Origin of the sequence: Parabacteroides sp. AF19-14, from assembly GCF_003635485.1 — a bacterium.
Classification (GTDB): domain Bacteria; phylum Bacteroidota; class Bacteroidia; order Bacteroidales; family Tannerellaceae; genus Parabacteroides; species Parabacteroides distasonis.
In genome coordinates, this window is record NZ_QTMJ01000031.1 from 1 (window position 1) to 742 (window position 742).

Here is a 742-nt window from a genome sequence, read left to right on the forward strand (position 1 = left end):
TTGGTGAAGACCTTCTTGAATATAGCGTTCGGTAAGAAATTCTAATGCTAGATCTCCCCGTATTCCTCCCTTGCGTCAAAGCAGGGGCAAGCCTTACGGATATAGGGGCTAAGTTGGTAATGTCCTAGGATGCGTGCCTCCGGGTAGTCCCTTCGTAATTGCCGTAGCAGATCCATCAAGGTACACCGCTGGGCGTAGGTCCGGGTATCGGCCGGACGGCCTTGTTCGTCAAGTCCTCCCTCGTAACATATACCGATACTTTTGTCATTCCATCCGGCTGCGTGCGCCCCGATCTGGTTGACCGGCCGGCAACGATGTAGCTCCCCGTCCCGTGTGATATAGAAATGATAGCCGATATCGGCGAATCCCCGTGCCTTGTGCGAGGAACGGAGCGCCTCGACGGGAAAATCCCTGTCATATCGTGTAGCCGAGCAATGAATTACAAGGAGGCGAACCTCCCTGTAATTCTGGTAGAAACAATAAGCCTTACCCATGATAATTGAAGATTGATAATTGGAAATTGAAAATTAGAGAATACAGGATTGGATGCCAAGTGCCCCTGCGATGGCGGTAGCTACGGCGATGATCACTTTGATAATAGTACTCCATACGGACTTTTTCATGATAATTAATAATTAATAGTGAATAATGAATTGAATAATGATATCCCGGCTGATATAAGAGGAAAGCTTCGCTTTCCTTCGGACGGCCTCAGCGGACGGGCGTCAAGCGAAGAGACCGT

Annotated in this window: 2 protein-coding genes; both read right to left on the bottom strand. The window is 49.1% G+C overall.

Annotated features, from left to right (window positions below; all coding sequences use genetic code 11):
* Positions 1–47 precede the first annotated feature (47 nt).
* Positions 48–494, bottom strand: coding sequence for an N-acetylmuramoyl-L-alanine amidase (locus tag DWX33_RS20515; protein WP_008778242.1), 447 nt, complete (start codon positions 492–494; stop codon positions 48–50).
* A gap of 33 nt (positions 495–527) precedes the next feature.
* Entirely contained in the window at positions 528–623 is a 96-nt protein-coding gene (locus DWX33_RS22425) for a smalltalk protein (protein WP_005855736.1), read from the bottom strand.
* Between the last annotated feature and the right edge of the window lie 119 nt (positions 624–742).